Raw genomic sequence first — 21,917 nt, 5'->3', positions numbered from 1 at the left:
GCACCCCCGCGAGATGACTCCGCACACCGCGCCGCGCAAAACCCAAGTTGCGCCGCGCAACGGAAAAAGGGCTTCTCTCCGCAGCGAGAGAAGCCCTTCATTATCGCGTGCGATGACGCGCTTGTCAATGATCTCGGGCGCGCAAGGTACCCTTGGCGACTCGATTACGCCAACTGCGGGACCTCGAAGCCTTTGCGGTACTCCTTCGTCAGCAGGGCGTTCGCTTCGTCGTCGCCGATGAATTTTTCGGTGGCGGGGTCGAAATTGAGCGAGCGGCCGAGCCGGTACGAAATGTTCGCGAGGTGGCAGTGTGCCGCGGAGATATGCCCTACGAGCGCGTCGCAGGGGTTATCCTCGGGCTTGCGGGAGAGCACGGCCTTCGCGAAATTGATGAAGTTCGAATGGGACGGTGTTTCCGGGTTTGGCGGCGTTTCGATGGGTTTGTCCTCCGTGTCGAAAAAGCCGACGCCTTCGATGTAGTAGCCCTTCGAACCGTAGGCCATCGCGCCGCAGCCGGGACACTCCTTGAACTTGCCGCCGCCGGTGACAGTGCCGTCTTTCTCGATGGTGCCGCCGAGAATCCTGCCGCCTTCTCGGTTGGTGAAGCGATTGCGCACATCGAAGATCAGTTCGGTGCCGTCGGCGTAGGTGAAGATGGCGGTGTTCGTGTTCGGCGTTTCGCCTTGGTCTTTGTACGTGTACCGGCCGCCCGCGCTGTACACGCGTACGGGGAGCCCCTTGTTCATAATCCAAACGGACTTGTCCATTTCGTGGACGCCCTGGTTGCCGATTTCGCCGTTGCCGTAGCGCCAGAACCAGTGCCAGTTGTAGGGCACGTAGTTTTCGTTGTACGGATGATCGGGCACGGGACCCTGCCACAAAGTCCAGTTCAGGCCTTCAGGCGGATCGCTGTCCTCGTGATGGTCGAGTTTTCCGCGGTTGCCATTCTTGTATCCCGTGCCGCGCGCCGTGTGGATTTCGCCGATGATGCCTTCGCGCATGAGTTCGATATCGCGAATCCACGTGTTGCTCGAACGGCTTTGCGTGCCGTGCATCACGACGCGGTTGTACTTCTTTTGCGCGGCGACGAGTTGGCGCCCTTCCCACACGGTATGCGAGAGCGGCTTTTCCACATACACGTCCTTGCCCGCCTGGCAGGCCCAGATTGACACGAGCGTATGCCAATGGTTCGGCGTCGCGGTGGTGACGGCGTCGACGTCGTCGCGCGACATGATCTCGCGCATGTCCACCGTTGCGAACGGCGTCTTGCCGGAGACTTCCTTTACCTTTGCGGCGACACCATCGAGCCGCCCTTTGTCGACGTCGCAGACTGCGACGAGGTCGGCGCACTCGTGTTGCGAGTAGAAGCCGACGTGGCCGGAGCCGCGTCCGCCCGTGCCGATGACCGCGATTTGCACGCGCTCGTTCGCGCCGAATACTTTTCCTTTCGCCATTGTGCCCGCGACGATGACCGCTGTCGCCGAGCTGCCCAAGAATGTCCTTCGATTCATGCCCATACCCTCCCAGAGTTCACTGTGCGTTCAACAATTCCCGGTAGAGCGCCTCGTATTGCGCAACAATCGGGTCGCGCGCGAAATGCGCTTCCGCGTGTTTGCGGCCGCGCGCGCCCATGCCGCGCGCCCGCTCGTCGTCCGTGAGGATGTCGATGGCCCGCGCCGCCATCGTCTCGATGTCGCCCACTTCGCAAAGATACCCCGTTTCGCCGTTGACCACAACTTCGCGGACGCCGCCGCTGTCCGTGCCGAGGACGGGGACGCCGCAGGCCATTGCTTCGAGGGCGACGAGGCCGAAACTTTCGTGTTCACTGGGCTGGAACACGAGATCGGCGCAGGGCAGGATCATCTCGATGTTTTCATTGTTGCCGAGGTACTTGATGCGGTCGGTGATGCCGAGCTGGCGCGCGACACCGACCGCGGAAAGGCGCTCGGGACCGTCGCCGACCATGATAAGGCGCGCATTGACGCGGTCGCTGATCTTCTTGAATGCGCGGACGACGTCGGTGACGCGCTTGACGGGCCGGAAGTTCGAGATGTGCATGACGATCTTCTCGCCCTTTTCGGCGAGCGAGCAGCGTTCGACCTGTTGCGTACCGAACTTTTCCAGGTTGATGAAGTTGTAAATCGTGCGGACGGGGACGCTGAGTTTGAACGCCCGCTGCGTTTCCTCCGTAAGCCAATTCGAAACGGAGGTGACGGCGTCGCTGCTCTCCATGGCGTACTTCGTGAGGCGGAAGAAACCGGGGTCGGTGCCGACGAGGGTGATGTCGGTGCCGTGCAGCGTGGTGACGAGTTTGAACTTTTTCCCGTTGGTCATCATGTCGCGCGCGAGAATGGCGCAGACTGCATGGGGGATGGCGTAATGCGCGTGCCAAATTTCGATGTCGTGTTCCTCGGCCACTTCGGCCATCTTGGTCGTAAGGGCGAGCGAGTACGGCGGGTGGCGGAACAACGGATAGGTCACGAAGTCGACGGAGTGATAGAAGATGTTTTGGTGGAATCCCTGCAAGCGAAACGGAATTTCGTAGCTGACGAAGTGAACGATGTGCCCGCGCTCGGCAAGGGCCAGGCCGAGTTCGGTCGCGAGGATTCCGCTGCCGCCGGCAGACGGATGACACGTGATTCCAATGCGCATGCAGACTCCTTTTCACATCAGTGCGCGCAGACCATTTTCATGCCCACCGCGCCGCGCGACGCGTTACAGCACAGAACTTATCCAAGGCGCCAACTCCGACGGGAGCCAAAGCGGCAGCGTCGTCCGCAGCGGATTCTACGCCCAACCGCACTCCGAAACGCTACAGGCCCGGTAATGTCGAAAGCGCGATTGGCGTTTCGCTGTAGAGCGGTTCACCGTACGCGACGCCGATGCGCGCGCCCCAGTAGGAAGCGCGGGTGGCAATTGAATTCCAGAACGTTTCCGACGACACGAATGTTTCCGCGCCTTCGTATTGGGGGTTGAACAATTGCGATTTGTACGCGCGCAACGCGGCGAGCTTTGTCTCGAAGGTTTCGGACACGTCGATCACCGCATTGGGCGGTGTAGTCTCGCCATAGACGCGGTAGTAGCAAACATGCGCCGCGCGGTGCGGGGCGTGGCCGGTATCGATACGGGCCAACCCGGCGAGGTAGTTCGCGTCGCGCACGAGATAGTGCGCGGCGTCGTGATCCGGATGACGGTCCGTGTGCATCGGACACAGCAAGACGCGCGGGCGTAGCGAACGCAGTATGCCGATGAGCGTCTGGCGCATGGGTCCATCGTTTGCGATGGCTCCATCGGGCAGTTTCGCGTTCGCGCGCTGCGCGATGCCCAGAATCCTTGCGGCGAACTGGGCTTCCGCGCGGCGTTCTTCGACGCTGCCGCGGGTGGCGAGTTCGCCTTCGGTCAGGTCGAGTATCGCGACGCGATGGCCCTGCTTCGCCAATTTCGCGACGATGCCGCCGATTCCCACCTCGACGTCGTCGGGGTGCGCGCCGACGGCCAATACATCTAACTCTGTCATTTGGCTCACAATTCGATCTCGTCGATTCCAAACGTCTCGATATCAATTCCCCGCACGATACGTGGAATAAGGTCCCAGCCGTGCTCGAAGAGGAACGAGAAGATTGTATAGACGCGCTCCTGCGGTTTGCGAAACGGCGCGAAGGCATTGCAGAGGCGTGTAATTTGTCGTCGAACCGCATCGGCCTGCGTCTCGTTGCGCTGAAGTAATTCCGACTCGAACTTTTCAAGTAGTCCACCGACGCGCTCGGCCAAGTCACGCGACGCGGCCACCGACTTGGTGAGTTCGTTCGATAACGAGGTCAATTCTTCCAGGATCGCCTTACGGCGATTTCTGAATCGATCCAACTCCGGGTCTGTAATCGCGGAACGCAGCGCGCTATCCAGCAGTGCCTCGGGCGCGCTTTCGGCCAGATGCGCGGGTTCCAGACCAAACTTAGCGCACAATTGGGCCAACTTTGTAGTCGTGAGCACACACCGCGCGCGCGGATATACCGTCGGCATGGTGACCTCGAAGTGTTCGAACAGCGTCTTGAATTGCGCCCAATACGAAATCTCGCCGGGACCGCCTATGTACGCTCGCGGTACGAAAAGCAACTGCTGCGCAATGCAGCGCAGCGCGACATTCGGCGAAAACAGGAGCGGCTCGTCCTGGAGCATCGAGAGCATCTCGCTCTGCGAATACTTGCTGCGAGCGGTATGCACGACGAAAAGGCCATCGTCGTAGGTGACCTTCGATCGGCGGCCGGCCACTTCGACAAAGAAACCGCACTCGTTGTCTTTCTTCTGGATTTGCGGGGCGAATCCAAGAGATTGAAGACGCCTACCCTGTTCGTTTACAAGCCGCGTTGAAATGAGCGGCTCTTGTATCTCCTTTTCGATGACGTGTTGTGAATAGCCCCGGACCTCAGGCAGTTCCGGCGTTACGATGAGCAGGTTCATCCCGCGAAATAGCCGGGCGATTATTCGCGCGTTCCATTCGGAAAACGACTCCGATGCATCGAGCGAATCGTGCAAGAACGACTGTACCTCTGCGCGGTAATCCGAGCCCGGGGCCGCGTCCGCGGCGTGATCGATTAGCGTATGCAACGCCGGTTCAAGCGGAACCCTGTATAAAGGCATGTCCGCAATGTCCGACGCGGGCTTATAGGTCAGCGCCAGCGGCTCGTGCTTTTTTGTCAGAATGTGTGCGGTGCTTGCTTCCTCGAAGTCGTGGTCGTCACTTCCCATCCAATAGATAGGCGTGACTCGCGACCCGAACTTACTGCCCAGGTGTTCGGCCAAGCGAATCGTTGTCGCGATTTTGTATATCGTGTAAAGGGGGCCGCTCAATAGTGCCGGCTGCTGGCCCGTAACTACTTCGGTGCATTCCATCGCGGGAATGTCATTGCCAATACGTCGTTGGTAAGCTTCAAGTTCCGCCAGCCGATCGGGGTGAACAAAAGCCTCGATCGGCTCCCAGTCGAACAGCGACTCCGGGAAACCGTTATAGAAGGGGAGTAATTCTTCACTGCCGTCCAAATAGGCAGTATCGATTCGCTTTAGCGGCATCGGCAACCTACGAGAATCATTCGTTCAGGTAATGGGCCCTGGGCGTCACAGTATCCACCAAAGATGCGTTGAATCTGCAGGCCCGCAATTGGCAACAATGACCGCATTTCTTGCTCGCTATACAATCGAACAGACTCGAAAAACCGATACGTATCGACACCGTTTGTGCGCACTGTTATGCGCTTGTTGATACGATGCGTTGCCTCATCTATCCAGCGCTTTTCAGCAATCTCGTACCTGCCAGAAACGCGTCGTGATTCGGGTTCCAGTGTATCGCGCACGTGGGCGGGGTTGACGTAGTCGATGAAGAAACGTCCGCCGGGTTTGAGCGCGCGCGCCATTTCGGAGATCACCTGCATGTTGTCCGCGTCGTCCAGAAAGTATCCGAAGCTCGTGAAAAAATTCGTGACTGCGTCAAACGCGGCGTCAAACGGGACGGCCCGCATGTCCGCGCGCACAAGGCGCGTACGCGGCCCGAGAAGCCCACGGCCCTGTAGTAACAAGGGCCGGGAGTAATCTAATCCCACGGCGCAGCCGGCAACTTTCGCGAGGTGGACAAGGTGGCGGCCGCTGCCGCAGCAGAGATCGAGGACGCGGTCGTGCGACGTGAGTTTGAGCACCTGCACGGCGAATGCGGCTTCGGGTGCGGCGGCCTCGACCGTGCGATGCGCGTATATGACGTTGTAAAGATCGCCGAATGCGTCTTCGTACCAATCGGGTGGCGGGGAGATGGGCGGTCGGTCGCTGGGCATGAGGTGTCAGCCGGTCGCACGCCAATTGGGCGGCGGCGGGGACAAGAAAATTTTGGATTTTGGATCTTGGATCTTGGATTGCGGCTGGGAATGGCAGATCGCGGATGCGACGGGTGAAGTAAAGGACGAAAAGGACCAATAGGACGAAGTCAACGCGGACGGGTTGGGTGAGGAGTGTGGCGAGCGTAGGCAACGTGTATTTGGATCGATGAGCATGCCACTACTGCGGGTCCGGACTTTGTTTGCCTGGGCTCCAATCCAAAATCCAAAATCCAAAATCCAAAACTCTTTTTCTATTTGGCTACGTGTCGTCATCGCGTCACACGCTGTGCTCTTCACCGACGCGGTGGAGATGAACGAGGTTAGTGCGGCCGCCGGCGCCGAGGGGAACGCCCGCCACGATGAGAAGTGAATCGCCGAGTGACGCGAGGGACCTTTCGACCATGATTTCGTCGATGTCGCGGATGAGCGCGGTGAGTTCGTCGTGTGGGACGCAGGCGACGGCGTCGACGCCCCAAAAGAGGGCGCACCGCCGCATGGTGTCTTCGCGCAATGTGATGGCGGTGATGGGCGTGCGCGGACGGTAGCGTGAGACGGCGATGGCGCTAAAGCCGGACTTTGTGAGCACGACGATGCGTTTGACATTGATGACCTGTGTGATGCGGACGACGGCCTGGCCTATCGCTTCCTTGAAGCCGGCTTCGTGCGCGCGGCGGTCGCGCAGGCGCGCGTGCATCTCGTGCGCGGGCGCCGCGGCGATCGCGTCGTCGGCGCACGCGACGATTTGCGCCATCGTTTCGACGGTCTCGACGGGGTACTGTCCGTTCGCGGTTTCGCCGGAGAGCATGACGGCGTCGGTGCCGTCGTAGATCGCGTTGGCGACGTCGGCGGCCTCGGCGCGCGTGGGGCGCGCATTGGTCATCATGGATTCGAGCATCTGCGTCGCGGTGATGACGGGCACGCCCATTTCGTTGCACATGCGGATTAGCGTCTTTTGAATCTGCGGGACGCGGTGCAACTCGACTTCGACGCCGAGGTCGCCCCGCGCGACCATGATGGCGTCCGCTGTCTCGATGATGTCCGCGAACCGGGAGAGGGCTTCGGGACGCTCTATCTTCGCGATGACGGCGGCCTGCTTGCCCGTGCGCGCGATGCGCTTCTTGAGATCGATGACATCCTCCGGGCTGCGGACGAAAGAGAGCGCGACATAGTCCACACCGAGGTCGAGGCCGAATTCGAGGTCTTCGATATCCTTTTCGGTGAGGCACGGCGCGCTGACAGCAACCCCAGGGAGGTTCATGCCCTTCTTCTCGCCGAGCATACCGCCGCGCAGCACGGTGCAATACACCTCGGGAGGGGTGACGCGATCGACGCGCAGTTCCATGACGCCATCCGCGAGCAGAATGCGATCGCCGGGTTTGACATCGTGAGCGAGGCGCTCGTACACGGTGGAAATCCGAGTGGCATTTCCGGGCACTTGCTCAGTTGTGACAATTATGGGAGCGTTCGGTACGAGTTGGATCGGTTTACCGTCTTCGAGTTTGCCCGTTCGGATTTTCGGGCCCTGGAGGTCCATGAGCACGGCGACGTTTCGGCCGAGGTCCGACGCGACGCGGCGCAGTAGCGTGTAGGTCTTGCGATGGTCGTCGTGCGAGCCGTGGGAAAAGTTCAGGCGGGCGACGTCCATCCCCGCGCGCATGAGGGCTTCGATCGTTTCGCGCGTGTTGGAACTGGGGCCGAGCGTGCAGACGATTTTGGTGCGGCGCATTACGTGGCTCCAGTTACCCTAGCCGGTAAAGGCGTGGTAGATTGCCCGGACTGCGTGCTCGAGATCGCCTTCTTCCACCCCAACGATGATGTTGTTTTCGGATGACCCCTGATCGATCACGCGGATATTCACGTTTGCGTTCGCAAGCGCGGTAGTGAGGCGCGCGGCGACACCGACGGCGCCGGCCATGCCCTGGCCGACGGTCGCAATCAGCGCGAGGTTTTCGGTCACGGAGATTCTGTCGGGCTGGCAGGTGCGCCGAATCGACTTGATGATGGCGCTCGTCTTGTGCTCGACTTCCTCGTCCTCGATGATAATGGACAAGTTGTCGATTCCCGACGGCATCAGCTCCCAGCTAATGCCGAATTCTTCGAGCACCGTCAGCACACGCCTGCCGAAGCCGCGCTCCTTATTCATCAGGGCCTTTTCGATGTTGATCATCATGAAGCCTTTGCGCCCCGCGATGCCGACGATAGGCTCCCGGGAGACGCGCTCCGCGAGGATCATCGTGCCGGGGTGTTCCGGTTTTTTCGTGTTCCGGATGTTGATGGGAATCCCGGGCTCGCGCACGGGGAAAATGGCTTCGTCGTGGAGCACGTTAGCCCCCATGTACGAAAGCTCGCGGAGTTCCCGATACGTAATTTCGGGGATACCGCGGGCTTCGGGGACGATACGTGGGTCCGCGACGAGAAAGCCGGAGACATCGGTCCAGTTTTCGTAGAGGGACGACTTGGAAGCGCGGGCGACGACGGACCCGGTTACGTCGCTGCCGCCGCGCGAGAATGTCTTGATCCGGCCGTTGGGCAGGGAGCCGTAGAACCCGGGAATGACAAAGATACCGGGACCTTTCAGCTTGTCGCCGAGCAGATCGTAGGTCTGCGAGTCGAGATCGCCGTCGTCCTCGAACAGGACGCATTGCGCGGGATCGACGAAGGTGGCGCCGAGCAGGCGCGCGAGCAATTGTCCGCTGAGGTATTCTCCGCGCGACGCGAGGTAGTCCGGCTCGGCGTACTTTGCGGCTTCGCTCGCGATGCGTTCGAGATGGTCCTGTACGGGGAAATCGATCTGGAGTTCGCGCGCGAGCTCCTCGAAACGCTTGGCAATGATCGTGCGCGGCTGGACGGGGTCGAGTTCCTGCTTCAGGAGGCCGTGCCACGCGTAGAGCAGGTCGGTTATTTTTTTGTCGTCGGGTTTCCGCTTGCCCGGCGCGGACGGAACGATGAAGCGGCGGTCCGGATTGCTCTTGACGATATCGGCGACGGCGCGGTAGCACGACGCGTCCGCGAGTGAAGTCCCGCCGAATTTACATGTAATAGCGCCCATAGATGAATCTACATCCCCCCTGAATCCCCCTCCAAAGGGGGACTAACACCAATTGCCTTTCGAAGGTGCAGCCAATGTCCCGCTCGCAATCGTCCTTTTACGGCATTAAACCCCGAAGCAACCGGCCGATATCGTTGTACGTCACGAACAGCATCAGGCCGATGATGAACACAAGGCCGGCCTGCTGTACCCACTCCATTACTTTCGCGCTGACCGGCTTGCGGCGCACGGCTTCAATGCCGAGGAACAACAGGTGTCCGCCGTCGAGCACCGGCAGCGGAAGCAGATTGAAAATGGCGAGGTTCACGCTGATGAGCGCGGTGATGGCGAGGAGATCGCCTGCGCTGCCGAACCGCGCGGTCGTAGTTGTGATTTGATAGATCATGATCGGCCCGCCCAATTCCTTCGCGCTCACCGCGCCGGTGAGCAGCGATTGGATGGTGCGGACGGTCAGCTTGATGACGCGCTGCGTTTCGTGTAGCGCTTCGGGGAGCACCTGGGCGAGCGGCGCGCGGTAGAACACTTTCCGGTCGTCGAACAGAATACCGACTTTTCCGACGGGCGTTATGGGGACGGAAACGTCCTTCATCGATTCGCCGCGCATGACGCCAAGCGCGATGGCGGGTTTCTTTATCTTGAAGGTGACCGTCTCGCCCATGCGCGTGTTTTGGATTTCGTAGAGCGCGGCCCACGTCGCGGGCTTGCCGTCAACTTGTTCGATGATGTCCTTTGTCTGAAGTCCGGTTGATTCGCTGACCTCTTTCGTTGCGTACAGGACGGTGGGTTGCGCGGTGATATCAAACGGTGTAATCGCCTCGATGAACTGGGCCGCGGTAATATCAGGCAACGTCACCACTTCCGGTTTGCCCAGACCGAAGATGCCGGGGCGCTCGACGACAACCTGGAGCTTGTCCGCGTCCGGCCGGGTCACTATCTGTTTGACAATACCTTCCTTAATGGCTTCGCCGTCGATCGAGATGACCCTATCGCCCTCCTCGAACCCGGTGCCCTGAAGCTTTGCGGCATCCGCTTCATTGACGGGAATTGGTTTTGATTCGTCGATCATAGTCTCTGGCCAGTCGACGGGCGGGTCCAGGAGAATGTCCTTGAACGTGCCGATGGGTTTTGGAGCGACCGTTACTGCGAGCGCTTGTCCGCCCCGATTGACTTCGGCGTTGATGGGTCGGCCGTCAGTGATTTGCGACACGGTCTCCATGAACGACTTTCTGTCGATCAGCTCACCGTTCAGGCGCGTGATAATATCGCCGGGCTGGAATCCCGCGGCGGCGGCCGGCAAGTCGGGAGATACGGACTTTACAAGCGCGGTGCGGAACTCCTCGATTCCCGTGCGCACTTGTTTCTCATCGTCCTGTTCGAGTTCGCGCGGCGTGACCGGCGAGAGATAGTGCGTCACTTTGCCGTCGGGCACGGTGCGTTCGAGTTCAACCAATACACTCTTGCCGCCGCTGAGAATTCCTTCGAGTGCAACGTCACGGATATTGGTGATGCGGTTGCCGTCCACCGAGATGATGGTGTCGCCGGTTTTCCAGCCAGTGGCATCCGGCTGGCGCGAGAAGTCAACGGTCTGTTTTGTATCCGCGACTGCGAACATGGGCGCGGACGCGGCGGGCGAATTGGGTTCGACATGGCCAATGCGGCGGTCGTGCTTCCATTCCGGCTGATTCGCGCCGAAACCGACGAGGATGGCGTAGAGCGCGACGGCGAGCACAAAGTTCATGAATGGCCCGGCGAAGATCACGATGACGCGTTGCCAGACCGGTTTGTTCATGAACCAGCGGTTCGGCGGGATCGTTCCGTACTGTTCCTTGCGTTCTTCTTCGGAGAGCGGTACGTCTTCCTGGCCGGCCATCTTCACGTAGCCGCCGATAGGCAAGAGGCCGATGCAGTAATCCGTCTCGCCGAACTTGAATCCGAACAGGCGCGGCGGCATGCCGAGGCTGAAACGCTCGCAGTAGATGCCGCACGCCTTCGCCGCGAGGAAGTGGCCGAGCTCGTGGAAGAACACGAGTTCTCCGAGCACGAGAATGAAGACTGCGATGTCGAATAGATACGTCAACTTCTATACTCCAAGACCCGTCATGACGTGGCTTGCGCGCTCCCGCGCGAGCGCGTCTGCTTCCAAAACCGACTCGAGCGTCACGTCGCGCGACGCCGGACATTCGTCCATTACATCGCGCACGACTTCACTGATGCGCAGAAACTCGATCTGGCCTTTGCAGAACGCGCCGACGGCGCATTCGTTCGCGGCGTTCAGTATCGCGGGCGCCGTACCGCCCGTGCGCGCGGCCTCGATCGCATAGGCCAAACACGGAAACTCCGAGAAGTCCGGTTTGGCGAAAGTCAGTTCGCGCATCGCCGTCAGGTCGAGCCGGCCCATGGGTTCCGGCACACGTTCCGGCCATGTTAACGCATACTGGATGGGGAATTTCATGTTCGTCAGCCCGAGATGAGCGAGGATGCTGCCATCGGTGAATTCGACGAGGCTGTGGACAATGCTTTGCGGATGGATGACGACCTCGACTTTTTCGAGGGGGAGCCCAAACAACCACATAGCTTCGACGACTTCAAGGCCCTTGTTCATGAGCGTGGCGGAATCGACGCTGATCTTCGCACCCATGTTCCACGTAGGGTGGCGCGTCGCCTGCGCGGGCGTGACGCCCATGAGCGATTCGCGCGGTTTACCGTAGAACGGCCCGCCGGATGCGGTGAGGTGGATGCACTGCACGTCTTCGATGCGGTGGCCCTGAAGGCATTGGAAGATGGCGTTGTGCTCGCTGTCGACCGGGAGCACCATCACATTCTTTCCGCGCGCGCGATCCATGATGAGCGGGCCGGCCATCACGAGCGGTTCCTTGTTCGCGAGGGCGATGGCGTTGCCGGCGTCGATGGCGCTGAGGACGGGTTTGAGCCCGACGGCGCCCACCATGCCACAGAGGACCACATCCGCGGGCACGGCGGCGATTTCTTCGAGGCCTTCGGGACCGGAAGCGACGCGCACACCCGGGAGCCGATCGGCGAGTGTGCGGGCGGCGTCGCGGTCGGCAACTGCAACACATTGTGGACGGAACTCGCGCACCTGTTCGGCGAGCGCGGAAATGTTGGAATGGGCCGCGAGACCGACCACTTCCAGGCGATCGGGATAGTGGCGCACGACATCGAGCGCGCTGGTCCCGATGGACCCGGTCGATCCGAGAATGGTGATTCGGCGCCGCGTAGTAGCCATCACAAAGCGTCCAGGTCCTCGTCCGAGAACTCGCCGAGATATTCTTTCATCGCCCTGCGCTGTTTCGAGCGCCGTTGCATCGTGTCGAGAATCTCGGCTCCGGACGACATGCGCACGGCGCGGAGCGCGAACCGCTTTGCGAGCGACAAGCGAATCTGCGAGATTTCCGCGCGCACGGCCGGGATGGCGACGGAGGACATACTCAACGAAGTGACGCCGAAACCGACCAGAATCTCGCTGAATAGCGGGTCGCCCGCCATTTCGCCGCAGACGCCGATGGGGATGCGGGCGGCCCTTGCGGCGCGCACGGCGCGGCGAATCAGCCGGAGCACGGCGGGATGCGCCGGTTCGTACATGTGCGCGATGCGCGCGTTGTCGCGATCGACGGCGAGGGAGTATTGAATTAAATCGTTTGTGCCGACACTGAAAAAATCGCACTCCCGCGCGAGCACTTCGGCGAGTTCGACGGCGCTTGGCACTTCGATCATCGAACCGACGGGGATTTTCTTCTTGAACTGTACGCCGCGCTTTTCGAGATCGGCGTACACGTCCTTGAGGATCGCTTTTGCGCGCAGGAGTTCGTCCAATCCACTGATCAGCGGAAACATGATTTGGATGTTGCCGTGAACGCTTGCACGGCACATCGCGCGGAGTTGCGCCTTGAAGATGTCCGTCTGTTCGAGGCAAAACCGGATTGCGCGCCAACCCATCTGGGGATTGGTCTCTCCTCCGTCGCCGAGATTATTGGCGACTTTGTCGCCGCCGATATCCAGGGTGCGCAGCGACACGGGCAGCGGATTCATTGTCTGCGCGGCGGAAGCGTAGGCCTCGTACTGCTCTTCCTCGGTCGGGAGCGTGTTGCGGTTCAGGAAGAGGTACTCGGTGCGAAACAGGCCGATGCCCTGCGCGCCGATGCGTTTGCTGTGCTCGACTTCTTCGGGCAGTTCGATGTTCGCCATCGTCGGCACTTCGTGGCCGTCGATGGTGACGCTCGGTTTTTGCACGGCGGCAAGCAGCGCTTCGCGAACGCGGTCTTCGCGCACCTTGCGCGACTCATACTTCGCCAGGGTTTCCTTCGCGGGGCGGATGACGACGTCGCCCTTCGTGCCGTCCACGATAATGGTGTCGCTCGGCATCGCATAGGAACCAACAAAGCGCAGCCCAACCACCGCGGGAATCTCGAAGGCGCGCGCGAGGATCGCGGTGTGCGACGTGGGACCGCCGACGTCCGTGGCGATGCCTTTGACGTTCTTGCGATCGATCTTGGCCGCAACCGAGGGGGGGACGTCGTGCGCGACGACGACGCTGGCGCGTTCGAGACGCTCGAGCGATTCGAGGTCGGTGTTCAGCATGCGCGCAAGGATGCGGTTACCGACATCGACGAAGTCCTGGGTGCGCTCGCGGAAGCGCGGGTCTTCGACGGTTTCGAGCACTTTCGAGTAGCGCGCGATGAGTTCGTTCACGACAAACTCGGGGTTGACCTTTTCCTCGCGCACCTGGCGCTCGACTTCTTCGCGCATGGTGACGTCTTCGAGGAGCAACAGGTGCGCCTTGAAGATGTCTGCATGTTTTTCTCCGATGGCGAGCGCCGTCTGTTCGTGAAGGCGTTGCAATTCGGCGCGCACTTCGGTGACGGCCCGATCGAACCGCGCGATTTCGGCGTCCGCGTTCTTTATTTTTGTGCGCGAGACCTCGATGGAATTGACACGGAAGGTCAGCGCGGGGCCAATGGCAATCCCCGGGGAAACGCCGTCTCCATGCAGCACGATTTCCACTACAATTCCCCGAACCCGGACTCGAACAGAACGCGAACCGCGTCGAGCGCTTGCTGCGCGTCGGCGCCGGTACAGGTGACCGTGACGGTGCTGCCGTGGGCGGCGGCAAGGGTCAACAGGCCCATGATGCTTTTCGCATTGACGCGGTGACCGTTGAGCGAGAGGTAGACATCGCATTTGAACTTGAGCACGGTCTGGACGAGCGCCGCCGCGGGGCGTGCGTGCAGGCCCAGTGGATTGATGATTTGGATGTCTTCGGTTAGTTCGGTCGTTTCCATTGCGTGCTCACTTCCAGGCGCCGCGCCACAGCGATCGCGATACGAGAATGGCGAGAATTACGGTATAGCGTTTTGCCGGCGAGCGACAGAACATGCCAGCGCACCATCTTAGCGCATAACGCCGGAACGATGCAAAAGTTCGGCTCGACGATCAACGGCTAACTGGTTCGTCCGAGCAGGGTTACAGCGGGGTCACACGGGGCGCGGCGCGGCTCACGGCTCGTTGTCGGACATCAGGCTCATAAGCTTCTGGTTGAGCTCCTGGGCGGGGTGGATGCCGAGCTCCTTGAGGCGGTGGTTGAGCGCTGCGACCTCGAGGATGATGGCGATGTTACGGCCGGGGCGCACGGGGATCAGCAGGTAGGGAATGCGCACCCCGAGGATGGAGACGAATTCCTCCGAGAGGCCCGTGCGGTCGTACTGGGACTCTTTGCTCCATTCCTCGAGCTCGATTAACATGCCGATACGCTTGGAGTTACGCACGCGACCGACGCCGTAAACGCTCTTAATGTCGATGATGCCGATACCGCGGATTTCCATGTGGTGCTCGATCATCGGGGAGGACTCGGCGTACAGGGAATCTTCGCGGCGGCGCTTTACTGCGACCACGTCGTCCGCCACGAGACGGTGGCCGCGCTCGACGAGCTCCAGCGCCGTTTCCGACTTACCGATACCCGGAGCGCCGACAATGAGGCAGCCTACGCCGTAGCAGTCGACGGCCGTGCCGTGAACTATGGTTTCCGGCGAGAACTCCTCTGCGAGGAAGAGGATGATGCGGCTGATGACTTCGTCCGTGGACCTCTTGCTGCGCAGGACGGGGATGCCGCGGCGGTTGCACATGTCGAGAAAGAGGTTGCTGGGCATGAGTTGGCGCGAGAGGACAAATGCGGGAATCTCGAACGAAAACATGCTCTCGAGCCGGTGCTGGAGTTGCGCGGCGGAGAGGCGTTCCATGTAGTGGATTTCGGTGTTGCCGAGAATCTGGACGCGGTCGCTCGCGAAATAGTCGAGGTAGCCGCTCAAGGCCAGTCCGGGGCGGTTGATGTCCTGCACGAACACCTGGCGCCCCACACCTTGAAACCCGCCGACGACCTCGAGCTCAAGGTCGTCGGCCATCTGGTCCAACAGCCGCGCGATGGCGATGCTGGTCTTGCGGTTTACGGGGAGGCTTTGGGTATCCATGTATCTAGGTCGAGGTTGGTTCGGATTTGTTTCGTAATCGTAATCGATCTAAACCGTCGGATCGAACGCTGGCGCTACGGCGTAACGAGTGGAACATTCGGAAAGTATGTCCGGTAGCGAGTGGGGTCACGCGTTACCAGTGTCAGCCCTTCAAGCTCGGCATGTGCGCCCACATAGAAGTCCGGCAGCGGAGAGACTTTCGATCCTCCCGTGCGCGGATACTTAACGAACGCTTGCGCCGCGAGCCAGCCCGCCGCATACGGCAACGGAAGCCGACGGAAGATTGCCGGGTCAAGCCAGCGATCTAGGTCGGACTGGGTCGTGAAGGCTGGTGCAAGTTCGGCATAGACGATTGGGTTAATCGCGATCGCACCTTGCGCGACAAATCTGCGCAACTGCCCCTCAGACCAGGCCGACCATGTAGTATCAAGGGTTGCGATGTCGAGCAATACGTTGGTGTCGAATAGTATTCCGCTCATTCCTCGCCACGCGTGACGGCCATTACATCAGCCGTGGTTACACCCGGACGGGCGGCACCGCGCGCCTGCTCGAGCCACAGGTCGGCATTTGCAGACGATTCGCGCGAGGCACGGTGGGCATCGAGCCACGCAGCAAGTTCTTCGACTTGCGGCGTTGGCAGTCGTTCGATGGCTTGCTCAATCTCGATAATGGTGCTCATGCGCCGATTCCCTTGTCTCTCTACTCCGGATCGATATGCCCTATCGTACCGTCGTTCTTCGCATAGACGACGTTGACTTCCTGGGTTTGGGAGTTGCGAAACACGAGAAACGTGTCCTTGGAGAGTTCGAGCTGCATGGCGGCTTCGTCCACGCTCATGGGTTTCATCGGGATGGGCTCGTGAACGACCCTCTTGTGCTCGCCGGGGGTTTGCTCGATGCGCTCCTCGACGGGGACTTCCATGGCTTCGAGGGTCACCACAGCGACCTTTCCGTCGCGGGGCTGGAACCGGTGCTTGCGGTCTTTGAACTTCAGAATCTGCCGGTCAATCTTGCCGATCGCCGTGTCCACGGACGTGTACATGTCCGAGGTGGTTTCCTTGCCGTGCATGCGGACGCCGTTGGCGTGCACGGTGACATCGGCGGTGTGACGGTGCTTTTCGACGCTGAGGACGACGTCTACGTCGATAACGCGGTCGAAGTGGTGGCGCACTTTGTCGAGCCGCGACTCGACGTGCGACCGGAGGGCGTCGGTAAGATCGAGATGACGGGCTGCTATGGATACGCGCATGATGTTGTACCTCCAATGCCGCGTGAGAATGAAGACTCCTGACCGTGATCTTAGCAACCAGCGGAAAAGTTCGTCAATTCCCCAAACGGAAAGATTTCGCCAAGTACACCAATTCCATGCCGGCAGCTTGCCCGCCTAACCGCCAGAACATGAGCAGAAGGGCGTCCTACCCGTTTAATTGCCGGCGGCTGCGTAGACCGGCCACTATTTGCTATGGTGGTGGGAAGCGCAGGAATCATCGTCTCCCATGGGCACACTCATTGTAGTTCGGCACGGCCAGGCCTCTTTTCACGAGGAGGACTACGACAAGTTGTCTCCGCTTGGGGAAGAGCAGGCGCGGCGTTTGGGTAAATACTGGGCGGAACACGGCGTGCGCGTCGATCGCGCGGTGTCGGGGCCGTTGCTGCGGCAGAAGCGCTCGGCGGAATTGGTGCGCGAGGAATACGAGCGGGCGGGCGGCGCATTTCCGGAGATCGAGATTGACGACGCCTTGGCGGAGATGCCGGTCGAACTGCTCGCGAAGCGGTTCATCGCGCAGCTCTGCGCGGAGGACGAGGAGAGTCTTCAGCACATCCAGCGGTTCATGGCTTCGACGGACAAAAAGGAGAAGGAGCGGCTGTTCCAGAAGCCGTTCGAGAAGATGATGCTGAAATGGGCGGCGAAGGACTACCACGACCCGGAGATCGAGACGTTCGACGCGTTTGTCCGGCGGGTGAAAGACAGTTTCGGCGGGCTTATGTCGGGGGGCACAAACGGACAGCGCGTCGCTGCGTTCACGTCCGGCGGGCCGACGGCGGTTGCCATGCACCTCGCGCTGGGCACGTCGTTCGAGACCACGCTCGAACTCGTCTGGCAGGTGCGCAACGCGTCACTCACGGAGTTCATGTTCACCGAGGGACGGTTTACGCTGAGTTCGTTCAATAACGTATCGCACCTGCGCGAACCGGAATTGTGGACATACCGATAGGCAACGAATATCTCATTCTGGGGGAGCTATGGACTTTTCGTTATCACCGCAAATGGAAGAGCTGCTGCCGCAGGTTCGCGAATTTATCGACACGAAAGTGATTCCGCTGGAGCTCTCCGTGAAGAAGAAGGGCTTTCGCGCGTCGCTGCCGGAACTTAACGTGGTCCGCGCGGAGGTGAAGCGGCGCGGGTGGTGGACGCCGCAGATGCACAAGGAGCACGGCGGCATGGGGCTGAGCCTTGTTGACCACGGGTTGCTTAGCGTCGAACTTGGGCGCTGTTCGCTGGGGCATTACGCGTTCAACTGCCAGGCGCCGGACGCGGGGAACATGGAAATCCTCGCGTTGTTTGGCAGCGACGAGCAAAAAGAAACCTATCTGCATCCGATGGTGCGCGGCGAGATTCGCAGTTGTTTCGCGATGACCGAACCGGAACACGCGGGGTCGAACCCGGTGTGGATGAGCACCACCGCGGTGAAGGATGGCGGCGACTATGTCATCAACGGTCACAAGTGGTATACGTCGTCCGCGGACGGCGCGAACTTCACGATCGTGATGGCGGTGACCGATCCGAACCAGCAGCCGCATTTTCGCGCGAGCATGATCATCGTGCCGCTGGACAACCCCGGCTACAAGTTCGTGCGGAACATTTCCGTGATGGGCGACACCGGCGACGACTGGGCGAGCCACGCGGAAGTGCGCTTCGAGGATTGCCGCGTGCCGCAATCGAACTTGCTGGGCGGCGAGGGCATGGGGTTTGCCATCGCACAGGAGCGGCTTGGCCCGGGCCGGATTCATCATTGCATGCGGTGGCTCGGCATCTGCGAGCGCAGCTTCGAGATCATGTGCCAGTACGCGGCGAAACGCGAAGTGGCGCCGGGCGTGCCGCTGGGTACGCGGCAAATGGTGCAACAGTGGATCGCGGAGAGCCGCGCCGAGATCGACGCGGCGAAGTGGATGGTGCTGCACGCGGCATGGGCCATCGAGAAGCACGGACAGAAAGAAGCGCGCGACGAGGTGTCGTGCATCAAGTTCTTTGTCGCGGGCGTTTTGCAGCGCGTCGTGGACCGCGCAGTGCAGGCGCTCGGCGGGCTGGGGGTTTGCGACGATACCCCGCTTTCCTACTACTACCGGCACGAACGCCCCGCACGCATCTACGACGGGCCGGACGAAGTGCACAAGCAGTCGGTGGCGAAGCGCATCCTGAAGCGCTATGGAATCTCGATTACAAAATGAGTTCCGCCTCGATTGACTCGACCGCGGCGATTCGCAACGGCGAAGAACTAAACGCCGCCGCGCTGGAAGCATATCTGCACAACGCCGTCGATGGCGCAATCGGTCCGCTGTCGATCGAGCAGTTTCCAAGCGGTCATTCCAACCTTACGTATCTGTTGCGGCTTGGCGACCGCGAACTCGTATTGCGGCGGCCGCCGTTCGGCAGCAAGGTGAAATCGGCTCACGACATGGGTCGTGAGTACAAGGTGCTGTCGCACCTGCATCCGGTCTATTCGCCCGCGCCGCGCCCGCTCCTGTATTGCGAGGACGAGTCGGTCATCGGCGCGAAGTTTTACGTGATGGAACGCATAAAGGGCGCGATCTTTCGCGCGAAGAAGCCGGCGGACCTTACGCTGACGCCGGACGTCGTGCGCGGGTGCTGCCGGTCGCTGATCGAAAATCTCGCCGACCTGCATGCAATCGATTACACGAAGATTGGCTTGGAAGAACTCTATAAGGGCAGCCACTACGTCGAGCGGCAAGTGAACGGGTGGGCGGAACGCTATAAGGGATCGCAGACCGACGAGATATCCGAAATTGATCAGGTCTTTGCATGGCTGAAAGAACGCATTCCGGCGGATACCGGCACAGTGCTCGTGCACAACGATTACAAGTTCGACAACATCGTGCTCGATCCGGGCGACATCACGAAGATCGTGGGTGTGCTCGATTGGGAGATGGCGACGATCGGCGATCCGCTCGCGGACCTGGGCACCGCGCTGGGCTATTGGATTGAGCCCGACGACGACGCGATGAAGGTTGTGCAGTGCTTCATGACGACGGAGCCCGGCGCGCTTACGCGCATGCAACTCGCGGAAATCTACGCACAACGCACGGGGCGCGACGTCTCGAACATTCTCTATTACTACATTCTTGCGCTGATGAAGCTGGCGGTCATCGTGCAGCAAATCTACTTTCGCTACAAGCAGGGCCTCACGACGGACGAACGCTTCGCGTCCATGATCTTCATGGTTGCGGTCCTCGGGCAGAAAGCCGCCGCGAGCATCGAGTCCGGGCGGATGTAACAATCGACTACAATTACGTAATCGTCTGCATTCCGTGGAGACCTGCGTTGACATCGCGCTCGATGCCGGTCGAGTCAGTACGATTCAAAGTGAGATTTGGAGGAGTTTGATTACGTTCACAAGCGCAGCGGAAGCGACACTCGCGAAGAGAGACGACTTATTCCGTCGCCAACCGAAAAATCTCCCACGCAATCGCGCTGTTCACAATCCCCGACGGCGGCAGCATCGGAATGTCGTAGTTCGGCAACGTCACCACCGCATCGTCCCAAGGCCACATCGGATCAACCCAAATCACGTGCGGATCGTGTATCCAATCGCGGTGCTCGAGCAAGTCAACGTACACGATCTTCGCGCCGCTCGGACGCGCCCGCTCGTATAACCCGTTCGGCGGGTGCTGATACCCAATGTGTATCGCGACATCGCCCATCGCATACGCGTCATCCGGCGGCGCGATCACGGTGAATCCCGAGTTCCACGTCGCCGCCTTGAACTTCGACGCAATCTCGCTCTTCGCCACCTCGTCCGGAACAAAATGCCCCATGCAATACAGGTACACAGTCTTATTGTCCGCCAACGCGCGCGCCGCCCATTCTCCCGCGCGATTCAATTTCTCGCGTTCTTCCTTCTCGACGCGCCGCAATATGCGCGCAACGTCGTGCGCGTACTTGCCCCCGAGACTCAGCGGTCCTTTTACGTGCCAATGGTCCGCGTTATAGTCGATCCAGTACACACCCTTGGCTTGATACTGCTGAATGCGCGGATAACCTCCCGGCAACCCAATCGTCTCGAATGTCACCGGCATCTTGCCCTGCTGCGCGCACGCCTCGATCAAATATCCGGTGTAAACCCACGCGGGAATGATCGACGCCAGCGTCGGCGATATTCCATGCTGCTCCGCATGGCCGGAGAAAACACTCGCCACGCCATCCGTCGGTCCGTCGCCGAACGCGACGATCTGTGCGCCCGATATCAACGTCCCTTCGGCAATCGGTGGCGCGTCCGCCGGACAATACATCACCACGTCGCCCGCGCCCGGCACGTTCTCTCCAAGCGCCTGAATCATCATCAGTCCGCCCGCACGCCCGGACAATTCGCTCACGAACGCGGCATTCCCCGCCGCCCACAACTTCCCTCCCGCGATAAGCCGATTCGCCGCTTCGTGCGCGGACGCCTGCATCGCCGAATTCACCGGCGCGCTCTCGCTGCCCACCTGCTCGACCGCCGCCGCCACGCGCAGGAGGTACGACCCCGCTTCCGCCAACGACGAAACATTCGCGATGAACAACCCGATCGCGGCTATAGCGCAAGGTCTCATCGTTCAACCGAAAGTTCTTGGATGTCCGGATACGTCGTGTTCAGCAGATCGATGAGGTCCTCGACCGATCGCTTTCGGGGCGCACCAATTACAAACTGCATCTCGACCGCTTCTGCGTGCTCGCGCACGGTGAGCCGCGTGTTGTTGATGTGGTACCCATGCTTTTCGATGCACTGCTCGACGTCCCGCACGCGAATCGGTCCGCCTGGCAAACGCACGCGCAATGAAAACTCCGACGTCGCGGACACCCATTCGCTCAACGGTTCGAACAACAGCACCGCCGCAAGCGCTGCCACCGTCGAACACGCGGCAAGCAGGAAATACCCAAGCCCCACCGCAACGCCGAGCACCGCCGCAAACCAGATCATCGCCGCCGTCGTCAGCCCGCGATGAATGTTTCCGACATTGATGATCGCGCCCGCGCCGATGAATCCAATCCCCTGCAAAATACCCGCGACAATACGTCCGCGATCCAATGGCTCTCCCGAATACGCATTCGACCATTCATCGGCCAGGCGGTTCGAGATAATCATGACAAGCGTCGCGGCAAGGCAAACGACAATGTGCGTACGCAGACCCGCGGCACGGTGTTTGCGCTCCCGCTCGAGGCCAAGCAGGCCCCCAAGCGCCGTCGCCAACACAAGCTTGTACACGGCATCCATGACTTCGGGAGGTATCGACATGGCTGCACTCCCCCCTC

General features: G+C 60.6%; 20 protein-coding genes. 3 read left to right on the top strand and 17 right to left on the bottom strand.

Translation table 11 applies throughout. The annotated features are described in order from the left end of the window. Positions 1-164: 164 nt before the first annotated feature. The 15 genes from HUU46_19050 to raiA all read right to left on the bottom strand — a co-directional run bounded on the left by HUU46_19050 (position 165) and on the right by raiA (position 16,637). Positions 165-1,511 carry a Gfo/Idh/MocA family oxidoreductase gene (locus HUU46_19050; GenBank protein ID NUM55744.1) on the bottom strand — a complete coding sequence of 449 codons (1,347 nt, stop codon included), beginning with the start codon at positions 1,509-1,511 and terminating at the stop codon, positions 165-167. Between the two features lie 19 nt (positions 1,512-1,530). Then, positions 1,531-2,652, bottom strand: coding sequence for an N-acetyl-alpha-D-glucosaminyl L-malate synthase BshA (bshA, locus tag HUU46_19045; protein ID NUM55743.1), 1,122 nt, complete (start codon positions 2,650-2,652; stop codon positions 1,531-1,533). A gap of 160 nt (positions 2,653-2,812) precedes the next feature. Continuing rightward, positions 2,813-3,526, bottom strand: a complete 714-nt coding sequence (gene bshB1, locus HUU46_19040) for a bacillithiol biosynthesis deacetylase BshB1 (protein ID NUM55742.1) — start codon at positions 3,524-3,526, stop codon at positions 2,813-2,815. Further along, complete coding sequence (gene bshC, locus HUU46_19035; GenBank protein ID NUM55741.1) at positions 3,523-5,067, bottom strand: bacillithiol biosynthesis cysteine-adding enzyme BshC; 1,545 nt, start codon at positions 5,065-5,067, stop codon at positions 3,523-3,525. Before bshC ends, bshB1 begins: the two co-directional genes overlap by 4 nt. Next, the gene (locus HUU46_19030; GenBank protein NUM55740.1) at positions 5,058-5,819 is read right to left on the bottom strand and encodes a class I SAM-dependent methyltransferase; all 762 of its coding nucleotides are present in this window, start codon (positions 5,817-5,819) and stop codon (positions 5,058-5,060) included. The genes bshC and HUU46_19030 overlap by 10 nt, the downstream gene beginning before the upstream one ends. A gap of 319 nt (positions 5,820-6,138) precedes the next feature. Then, a complete protein-coding gene (gene pyk / locus HUU46_19025) occupies positions 6,139-7,587 on the bottom strand; it encodes a pyruvate kinase (GenBank protein ID NUM55739.1) in 1,449 nt (482 codons plus the stop codon). Positions 7,588-7,605: 18 nt separating this feature from the next. Further along, positions 7,606-8,910, bottom strand: coding sequence for an aspartate kinase (locus tag HUU46_19020; GenBank protein NUM55738.1), 1,305 nt, complete (start codon positions 8,908-8,910; stop codon positions 7,606-7,608). Positions 8,911-9,007: 97 nt separating this feature from the next. Beyond that, on the bottom strand, positions 9,008-10,987 hold the full coding sequence (rseP, locus tag HUU46_19015; protein NUM55737.1) for an RIP metalloprotease RseP: 1,980 nt from the start codon (positions 10,985-10,987) through the stop codon (positions 9,008-9,010). 3 nt (positions 10,988-10,990) lie between these two features. Then, on the bottom strand, positions 10,991-12,154 hold the full coding sequence (locus HUU46_19010; protein ID NUM55736.1) for a 1-deoxy-D-xylulose-5-phosphate reductoisomerase: 1,164 nt from the start codon (positions 12,152-12,154) through the stop codon (positions 10,991-10,993). Next, positions 12,154-13,929, bottom strand: a complete 1,776-nt coding sequence (gene ptsP, locus HUU46_19005; GenBank protein ID NUM55735.1) for a phosphoenolpyruvate--protein phosphotransferase — start codon at positions 13,927-13,929, stop codon at positions 12,154-12,156. The genes HUU46_19010 and ptsP overlap by 1 nt, the downstream gene beginning before the upstream one ends. Then, positions 13,929-14,207 (bottom strand): HPr family phosphocarrier protein, encoded by a 279-nt coding sequence (locus HUU46_19000; GenBank protein NUM55734.1) that lies wholly within the window; start codon positions 14,205-14,207, stop codon positions 13,929-13,931. Before HUU46_19000 ends, ptsP begins: the two co-directional genes overlap by 1 nt. Positions 14,208-14,420: 213 nt before the next feature. Continuing rightward, entirely contained in the window at positions 14,421-15,389 is a 969-nt protein-coding gene (gene hprK / locus HUU46_18995) for an HPr(Ser) kinase/phosphatase (protein ID NUM55733.1), read from the bottom strand. A 74-nt stretch (positions 15,390-15,463) separates the two neighbouring features. Further along, a complete protein-coding gene (locus tag HUU46_18990; protein ID NUM55732.1) occupies positions 15,464-15,868 on the bottom strand; it encodes a type II toxin-antitoxin system VapC family toxin in 405 nt (134 codons plus the stop codon). Further along, complete coding sequence (locus HUU46_18985) at positions 15,865-16,068, bottom strand: hypothetical protein (GenBank protein ID NUM55731.1); 204 nt, start codon at positions 16,066-16,068, stop codon at positions 15,865-15,867. Before HUU46_18985 ends, HUU46_18990 begins: the two co-directional genes overlap by 4 nt. Before the next feature lie 20 nt (positions 16,069-16,088). Beyond that, entirely contained in the window at positions 16,089-16,637 is a 549-nt protein-coding gene (raiA, locus tag HUU46_18980; protein NUM55730.1) for a ribosome-associated translation inhibitor RaiA, read from the bottom strand. 247 nt (positions 16,638-16,884) lie between these two features. On the opposite strand from raiA, the gene HUU46_18975 reads away from it, so the two are divergent. Genes HUU46_18975 through HUU46_18965 form a run of 3 tightly spaced genes read left to right on the top strand, consistent with a single transcriptional unit; the run spans position 16,885 to position 19,902 of the window. Then, positions 16,885-17,604 (top strand): histidine phosphatase family protein, encoded by a 720-nt coding sequence (locus HUU46_18975; GenBank protein ID NUM55729.1) that lies wholly within the window; start codon positions 16,885-16,887, stop codon positions 17,602-17,604. A gap of 28 nt (positions 17,605-17,632) precedes the next feature. Then, positions 17,633-18,838, top strand: coding sequence for an acyl-CoA dehydrogenase family protein (locus HUU46_18970; protein NUM55728.1), 1,206 nt, complete (start codon positions 17,633-17,635; stop codon positions 18,836-18,838). After that, positions 18,835-19,902: a phosphotransferase family protein gene (locus HUU46_18965; protein ID NUM55727.1), complete on the top strand. Its 1,068-nt coding sequence runs from the start codon at positions 18,835-18,837 to the stop codon at positions 19,900-19,902. The genes HUU46_18970 and HUU46_18965 overlap by 4 nt, the downstream gene beginning before the upstream one ends. A 157-nt stretch (positions 19,903-20,059) precedes the next feature. On the opposite strand, the gene HUU46_18960 is transcribed toward HUU46_18965, so the two are convergent. Next, on the bottom strand, positions 20,060-21,217 hold the full coding sequence (locus HUU46_18960) for a hypothetical protein (GenBank protein NUM55726.1): 1,158 nt from the start codon (positions 21,215-21,217) through the stop codon (positions 20,060-20,062). Continuing rightward, positions 21,214-21,900, bottom strand: coding sequence for an MgtC/SapB family protein (locus HUU46_18955; protein NUM55725.1), 687 nt, complete (start codon positions 21,898-21,900; stop codon positions 21,214-21,216). Before HUU46_18955 ends, HUU46_18960 begins: the two co-directional genes overlap by 4 nt. Positions 21,901-21,917 lie beyond the last annotated feature (17 nt).

Source organism: Candidatus Hydrogenedentota bacterium (genome assembly GCA_013359265.1).
In the GTDB taxonomy this organism is placed as follows: Bacteria; Hydrogenedentota; Hydrogenedentia; order Hydrogenedentales; family SLHB01; genus JABWCD01.
The sequence above is the reverse complement of the archived record's forward strand: the minus strand, read 5'-3'. Positions and strand labels throughout refer to the sequence as shown.

Coding starts and splice junctions, on each gene's coding strand:
- HUU46_19050 (NUM55744.1), bottom strand. CDS start 1,511: ATGAATCGAAGGACATTCTTGGGCAGCTCGGCGACAGCGGTCATCGTC.
- bshA (NUM55743.1), bottom strand. CDS start 2,652: ATGCGCATTGGAATCACGTGTCATCCGTCTGCCGGCGGCAGCGGAATC.
- bshC (NUM55741.1), bottom strand. CDS start 5,067: ATGCCGCTAAAGCGAATCGATACTGCCTATTTGGACGGCAGTGAAGAA.
- HUU46_19030 (NUM55740.1), bottom strand. CDS start 5,819: ATGCCCAGCGACCGACCGCCCATCTCCCCGCCACCCGATTGGTACGAA.
- pyk (NUM55739.1), bottom strand. CDS start 7,587: ATGCGCCGCACCAAAATCGTCTGCACGCTCGGCCCCAGTTCCAACACG.
- HUU46_19020 (NUM55738.1), bottom strand. CDS start 8,910: ATGGGCGCTATTACATGTAAATTCGGCGGGACTTCACTCGCGGACGCG.
- HUU46_19010 (NUM55736.1), bottom strand. CDS start 12,154: ATGGCTACTACGCGGCGCCGAATCACCATTCTCGGATCGACCGGGTCC.
- HUU46_19000 (NUM55734.1), bottom strand. CDS start 14,207: ATGGAAACGACCGAACTAACCGAAGACATCCAAATCATCAATCCACTG.
- hprK (NUM55733.1), bottom strand. CDS start 15,389: ATGGATACCCAAAGCCTCCCCGTAAACCGCAAGACCAGCATCGCCATC.
- HUU46_18990 (NUM55732.1), bottom strand. CDS start 15,868: ATGAGCGGAATACTATTCGACACCAACGTATTGCTCGACATCGCAACC.
- HUU46_18985 (NUM55731.1), bottom strand. CDS start 16,068: ATGAGCACCATTATCGAGATTGAGCAAGCCATCGAACGACTGCCAACG.
- raiA (NUM55730.1), bottom strand. CDS start 16,637: ATGCGCGTATCCATAGCAGCCCGTCATCTCGATCTTACCGACGCCCTC.
- HUU46_18975 (NUM55729.1), top strand. CDS start 16,885: ATGGGCACACTCATTGTAGTTCGGCACGGCCAGGCCTCTTTTCACGAG.
- HUU46_18970 (NUM55728.1), top strand. CDS start 17,633: ATGGACTTTTCGTTATCACCGCAAATGGAAGAGCTGCTGCCGCAGGTT.
- HUU46_18965 (NUM55727.1), top strand. CDS start 18,835: ATGAGTTCCGCCTCGATTGACTCGACCGCGGCGATTCGCAACGGCGAA.
- HUU46_18960 (NUM55726.1), bottom strand. CDS start 21,217: ATGAGACCTTGCGCTATAGCCGCGATCGGGTTGTTCATCGCGAATGTT.
- HUU46_18955 (NUM55725.1), bottom strand. CDS start 21,900: ATGTCGATACCTCCCGAAGTCATGGATGCCGTGTACAAGCTTGTGTTG.